Here is a 6,140-nt window from a genome sequence, read left to right as displayed (position 1 = left end):
CGGCTCCCGGCTCCCGGCTCCCGGCTCCCGGCTCCCGGCTCCCGGCTCCCGGCTCCCGGCTCCCGGCTCCCGGCTCCCGGCTCCCGGCTCCCGGCGGGGATCATGGGGTTCGTGCGCCGGGATGGGAACCCGGCGGGCGTGAGCGGTGTATGAGATACAGAAGCCGCCGCCGCAACCGCCGCGTCGAAGGGACCTTGATCGTGCAACGTCGAGCTGTGCCAGCCGTGCTGGCCGCCACCGCACTCTTACTGACGGCCGGCTGCTCCTCCGAGTGGAGCGGCCCGCCGGGCGCGGCCGTGAGTACGACGGCGCGGGGGACGGCGTCCCCTACATCCCCGTCCGCGAACTCCGCCGAGCCGACGCCACCCGCGAAGGGCTCGGTGAGGGTGGTGCGGACCGTCGCGGAGGGACTGAAGTCACCGTGGGGCCTGGCGCCCCTGCCCGACGGCGGGCTGCTCGTTTCCTCGCGGGACGAGGGGACGATCACCAGAGTCGACGAGAAGACAGGCAAGCAGACCCAGCTGGGCAAGATCTCCGGAGTCTCCCCGGACGGCGAGGGCGGCCTCCTGGGCATCGCCCTCTCCCCCGGCTACGGCGCCGACCACACGGTCTACGCGTACTTCACCTCGGCCTCGGACAACCGGATCGTCCGGATGCTCTACGACGCGGGAAAGCCGGCCGGTGAACAACTCGGCGCACCGGACACGATCTTCAAGGGCATTCCCAAGGGCGTCATCCACAACGGCGGCCGTATCGCCTTCGGTCCCGACGGCATGCTCTACGCGGGCACGGGCGAGAGCGGCACGAAGGGCCTGTCCCAGGACAAGAAGTCCCTGGGCGGCAAGATCCTGCGCATGACGCCGGAGGGTGAGCCGGCCCCGGGCAACCCGCTCCCGGGCTCCGTCGTGTACACCTACGGCCACCGCAATGTGCAGGGCCTCGCCTGGGACGACAAACAGCGCCTGTTCGCCTCGGAGTTCGGTCAGGACACCTGGGACGAGCTGAACGCGATCAAGCCCGGTGACAACTACGGCTGGCCGGATGCCGAGGGCACGTCGTCCGACAAGCGGTTCCACAACCCGATAGCCCAGTGGCACACGGATGTCGCCTCCCCCAGTGGCATCGCCTCTGTGAACGGCGTCATCTGGATGGCCGGGCTCAGAGGCCGGCGTCTGTGGCGCATCCCGCTGAAGGGCACCGAGGCAGCGGCCAAGCCCGCGGCGTTCCTCACCGAAACCTACGGCCGCCTGCGCACGGTGGTGGCGGCCGGCGGCGACAAGCTGTGGCTGGTGACGAGCAACACGGACGGCAGAGGGACGCCGAAGCCGGGGGACGACCGGATCCTGGAGTTGGAGGTCACCTGAGCGGGCGGTATCAGTGGGGGGTGTCAGTGGGGGGTGTCAGTGGGGGGTCAGGCGTCGTCGACGGGCGGCTCGGCCTCGTCCTCCGAGGGGGCCGGTGCTGTTGCCGGCAGGCGTATGACCGCCTTTCCGGACGACAGGTCGATGGCGCCCCGTCCGGGATCGTTGTCGCCGACGTCCTCGCGGGTCAGTTCAAGCCGGTTCTCTTCGTCCCGGGTGTGCTTGCGGCCGGGCGCAAACAGTTCCTCGAAGGCGTTGAACATGGACTCTCCCCGCTTTCTCCCCCGTATGACTTTCTCCAGCGTAAATCTCAGCTCTCCGGTCCGGCCGTGAGCGTCCCGGTGGGGAACAGACCCAGCCGATGCGCCACCGCCGCGGCCTCCCCACGGCCCGAGACACCGAGCTTTCCCAGGATGTTGGAGACGTGGACGCTCGCGGTCTTCGGGGAGATGAACAGTTCCTCGGCTATCTGCCGGTTGGTGCGGCCGGCAGTGACCAGGCGGAGCACGTCGCGTTCCCGGCTGGTGAGGCCGAGCGCCTCGACGGGATCGGCCGGCGTCCGCTGCGAGGCACAGGTCAGGGTGAGACGGGCGCGCTGGGCGAGGAGTGCGACCGAGTCGGCGAGCGGGCGGGCGCCGAGGTGATCGGCGACGGCTCCGGCCAGCCGGAGCAGTTCCGTGGCGCGGGCCCGCTCGTCGTCTCCGCCCGCGGTGGTGTGGCCCGGGCGTCCGGTGCCGGAGGACAGCAGGGCGGCGGCGAGGCGACGGCGGACACGGGCCAGGTCGTAGGGGCGGTCCAGGGACTCGAAGGCGGTGATCACCTCGGTCCAGAGGCCGGGGGTGTCCTCGCCGGCGGCACGCCGTAGTTCGGCACGGACCCATGAATCGTGCGCGAGCCACACGGGTGCGCCCGTGGTGAGTTTCTTGGCCGCCGCGGCGATGCGGTCGAGCGCCTCGGCCCGGCCGGGCTGTGCCGCGGGCAGGGTGCGGGCATCGGCCTCCGCGGTGGCGGCGGCCAGGAGCAGCGGCCAGGCATAGCGCTGGGTGCCCGGTGGAACTCCGGCGTCCAGGGCTCGGTGCAGTTCGTCGCGGGCGTCGAGCAGGCGGCCCTCCGCGACGGCGACGCCGACGGCGATACGGGCGAGCGGCAGCCACTGCTGCGGCGTGGTGTCGTGGCTGCCGAAGCAGTCGCGGGCGGCGGCGAGCCGGCGGGCCGCCTCGGCCAGGTCGCCACGGCCCAGGGCGAGACGGGCCAGGGACAGCGCGGCCGAGCCCAGGGGCTTGGTGCTGGGGCCGCGGCGGGCCGCGTTCGCGGCGGCGGTGGCTGCCTCGGACCAGTTGCCGAGGGCGTACAGGGTTTCGGCGAGGTTGGCCCACACCCGGGCTTCGGAGCCGAGCAGGCCGAACTTCCGGGTGTACTCGCTCCCCTCGTCCAGGATGGGAGCGGCTTCCCGGGAGCGGCCGACCGCTTCGAGTCCGGAGGGCAGGTTCACATAGGCACGGGCCGCGACATGGGGGTATCCCTCCTGGACGGACCGGTCCATGACCCGGTGCATGTCGGCGAGACCCGCCTCGACATCGCCCGCGTCGACCCTGAGGACGCCGAGGGTGATGCGGGCGTCCAGTTCGGTCTCGCGGGCGTCGATCATGCGGGCGTACTCGACGGCCCGTTCGGCGGCGGCGAGGGCCTGCGGGCCCGGCTCGTGCATCGTCCACCAGTTGGCGACGCCGGCCAGCACATCGGCATGCACCTCCGAGGGTGGCAGCCCGCGTACCAGTTCCTGGGCGGTGGCCAGTTCATGCCATCCGTCGCCGCGTCCCAGGGCCTGGACGAGGGTGGAGCGCTGATTCCAGAACCAGGCGGCGCGCAGCGGGTCGTCCTCGTCCTCCAGGAGGTGCAGCGCCCGTCGGGTGATCTTCAGGGCGCGCTCGCGCTCCCCGCACATCCGTCCGGCGAGGACGGCCTCCGCCATCAGGTCGAGATAGCGCAGCGGGGTGGCGGGGTCGCAGGACGGGTACACCGCCACGCAGTCCACGGGGCGCAGCGCGGCCCGGACCGGCGCGGGGGCGGTGTCCCAGAGTTCCATCGCCCGCTCCAGGAGGCGCAGTTGCTCGGTATAGGCGTACCGGCAGCGGGCGGCGACGGAGGCGTCCAGGACGGCGGGCAGGGCCTTGGCGGGGTCATGGGCGTGGTACCAGTGACTGGCCAGCCGCATGGCGCGTTCGTCGGCGGGGACGAGCGCCGGGTCACTCTCCATGGCCTCGGCGTAGCGGCGGTTGAGGCGGGAGCGCTCGCCGGGCAACAGGTCGTCGGCGACGGCTTCGCGGACCAGGGAGTGGCGGAAGCGGAAGCCGTCGCCGCCGGGGACGGCGAGCAGGATGCCGGCGTTCACGGCGGCGCGCAGGGCCTCGATGAGATCGTCCTCGGCGAGCCCGGTGGCGGCGGCGAGGAGCGGGTACTCGACCGTGGAGCCGCCCTCGGCGACCATCCGGACCACCCGCTGGGCGGTCTCGGACAACGCCTCCACACGGACCAGGAGCAGGTCGCGCAGGGTGTCGGTGAGACCGGTGCGGCGGCCCGCGCGGGCGGCGACCGCGAGTTCCTCGACGAAGAAGGCGTTGCCGTCGGAGCGTTCGAAGATCCCGTCGACCCGGGCGGGATCCGGTTGGGCGGCGAGGATGCCGGCGATCTGACGGCCGACCTCCTCGCGGTTGAAACGGTCGAGTTCGATACGGCGCAGGGTGCGCAGCCGGTCCAGTTCGGCGAGCAGGGGGCGCAGCGGGTGGCGGCGGTGGATGTCGTCGCAGCGGTAGGTGGCGAGGACGACGAGCCGGCCGGCACGCAGGGTGCGCAGCAGGTAGGACAGCAGATGGCGGGTGGAGGCGTCGGCCCAGTGCAGGTCCTCCAGGACGAGGACGACCGTACGGTCGGCGGCGATCCGTTCCAGCAGACGGGCGGTGAGTTCGAAGAGGCGGGCCAGGCCCTCCTCGTCGGGCCGTCCGAAGGCATGGGCGGGAGCGGCCCCGCCCAGTTCGGGCAGGAGCCGCGCCAGGTCCTCCTCCTGGCCCGCGGCGGCCTCGTCGAGTTCGCCGGGCAGGGCGCGGCGCAGTGCGCGCAGCGCGGTGGAGAACGGGGCGAACGGCAGTCCGTCGGCGCCGATCTCGACGCAGCCGCCGAGCGCGACGACGGCGCCCCGGCGGCCCGCGGCGGCGGCGAACTCCTCGATCAGCCGGGTCTTGCCGACCCCTGCCTCGCCGCCGACCAGCAGCGCCTGGGGCTCGCCCGCGGCGGCACGGGCGAGGGCGCCGTTCAACGTCTGCAGTTCTTCGGCCCGTCCGACGAAGACGGGACTGACGGACCTGGACTCCACGGGTTCGAGCATCGCACGGCGGTCTGACGGCACGGCGTCCATGGCATCCACGGCATCCGGTCTCTGCAGGGAGGAATATCGGGAGGAAACTTCTGCGCCCCCGGTTCCCCAGCCGGCCCCGGTCCGGCCCGGGTCGCGGTCTCGTACGGCGGACGGGCATGTGGCAGGAGCGTTGCCGCGGGCCGGGAGGCCCATTGCGGGGCCACGAAGCAGGTAATGGGGGGAGAGGGAGGGCCGCCCGCGCCGGGAGGGCGGCCACGCCGAGGCTCCGGCCGCCCCCCGTCCTCCCCCGCCGGGGCGTTCACGCGGCGCGGGACAGCCGGTGTCGGTCTGGGCTCCCGGTATCGGAAGAACTATCGGAAGGAGCCTGGCGGCCGTCGGTGCGCTCGCGGGCCGTGGCCTCCCGGCGCGGTCGGCGGCGTCGGCCCCGCACCGCGCGGGCGAGGCGTGCGTCCGCGGCCCGGCGGCGCAGTTCGGCGGAGCGGAGCAACTGGAGTTCGTACTGGATCATGGCGCGTCCCTCGCAAGTCGGGTTTCGGGATCGCTCGTGGCGATGCCTCCACACTCGGCTGCCAGGGGGGTGCGTCGCATCGGGAGAGTTCCGCATCTCGCGGCGGGCGGCGGGCTCCGGACACGCGTAAGGGGCCTCAGGCGTCCCGTCGAGGTGCTTACGGGTTCCCAAGGCCCCTGTCGGATGGGGCGGTTCAGCTGGTCGAGGGCAGTCCGAGTATCACGTCGGAGTACTTGAGGACGGCCAGCAGCAGGCCGATGACGCCGAGCGAGACACCGGCCCAGGCGACCGACTTGATCCAGCCGGCCTGGGGCTTGCCCGGGGCGCCGAACGCGGGCCGGGCCAGCACGAAGACGCCGACGATCAGCGCGGCCAGCGCGAACGCGCCGGCCCACAGGGCGGTGGTCTGCCAGGCATCGCCGTAGACCTCCTTGACCTGGGTGGCGACGCTCGCGGAGGACGAGGTCTGCAACTGGCCGATCAGCGTCTCGCGGGCGGAGGCCACGGTGCCGATCCAGCCGCCGGTCAGCGAGACGACGCCCAGTACGGCGGAGACGACGGCTCCGGCGCCCTGGCCGACGCCGGACGGAGTGTCGTCCTGCGCCGTCTCCTCGACCGGCCCGTCGACAGCGTCATCGCCATCGTCGTCAGCCGTGTCGTCCACCGTGTCCGCCGGCGCTGCGCCCGCGGGCTGCCCGGCGTCCTGCGGGGAGGTCCCGCCGGCCGTCTCGTCGGCCCGGTCAGCGGCAGCGGCCCCGGTGTCCTTCCCTTCCCCGTTCCTGGCCTCGTTCTGCTCGGCCTCGTCGTTCTTGGCCTCGGTGCCGGCCACGGTCTCGTCGCCTGTCTTTGTTCCCATGCCCCGCACGCTACGGATGCTGTATGAGAAGTCCCTTAAAGA

5 protein-coding genes are annotated in these 6,140 nt (G+C 72.8%); 1 reads left to right on the top strand and 4 read right to left on the bottom strand.

The features are described from left to right. The first annotated feature begins 149 nt into the window (after positions 1-149). On the top strand, positions 150-1,364 hold the full coding sequence (locus tag ACFYPJ_RS33990; protein WP_389025450.1) for a PQQ-dependent sugar dehydrogenase: 1,215 nt from the start codon (positions 150-152) through the stop codon (positions 1,362-1,364). Positions 1,365-1,411: 47 nt separating this feature from the next. Here the strand turns inward: ACFYPJ_RS33990 and ACFYPJ_RS33985 are convergent, their stop codons facing one another. From ACFYPJ_RS33985 to ACFYPJ_RS33970, 4 genes are all read right to left on the bottom strand, one after another. Next, positions 1,412-1,624 (bottom strand): DUF6191 domain-containing protein, encoded by a 213-nt coding sequence (locus ACFYPJ_RS33985; protein ID WP_389025449.1) that lies wholly within the window; start codon positions 1,622-1,624, stop codon positions 1,412-1,414. A 47-nt stretch (positions 1,625-1,671) separates the two neighbouring features. Then, the gene (locus ACFYPJ_RS33980; protein WP_389025452.1) at positions 1,672-4,743 is read right to left on the bottom strand and encodes an AAA family ATPase; all 3,072 of its coding nucleotides are present in this window, start codon (positions 4,741-4,743) and stop codon (positions 1,672-1,674) included. A 289-nt stretch (positions 4,744-5,032) separates the two neighbouring features. Further along, on the bottom strand, positions 5,033-5,242 hold the full coding sequence (locus tag ACFYPJ_RS33975; protein ID WP_389025448.1) for a hypothetical protein: 210 nt from the start codon (positions 5,240-5,242) through the stop codon (positions 5,033-5,035). Positions 5,243-5,435: 193 nt separating this feature from the next. Next, a complete protein-coding gene (locus ACFYPJ_RS33970; protein WP_389025447.1) occupies positions 5,436-6,098 on the bottom strand; it encodes a hypothetical protein in 663 nt (220 codons plus the stop codon). Between the last annotated feature and the right edge of the window lie 42 nt (positions 6,099-6,140).

Source organism: Streptomyces sp. NPDC006012 (assembly GCF_042871185.1).
Taxonomy (GTDB): Bacteria; Actinomycetota; Actinomycetes; order Streptomycetales; family Streptomycetaceae; genus Streptomyces.
This window is presented reverse-complemented; position numbering and strand designations above follow the sequence as displayed.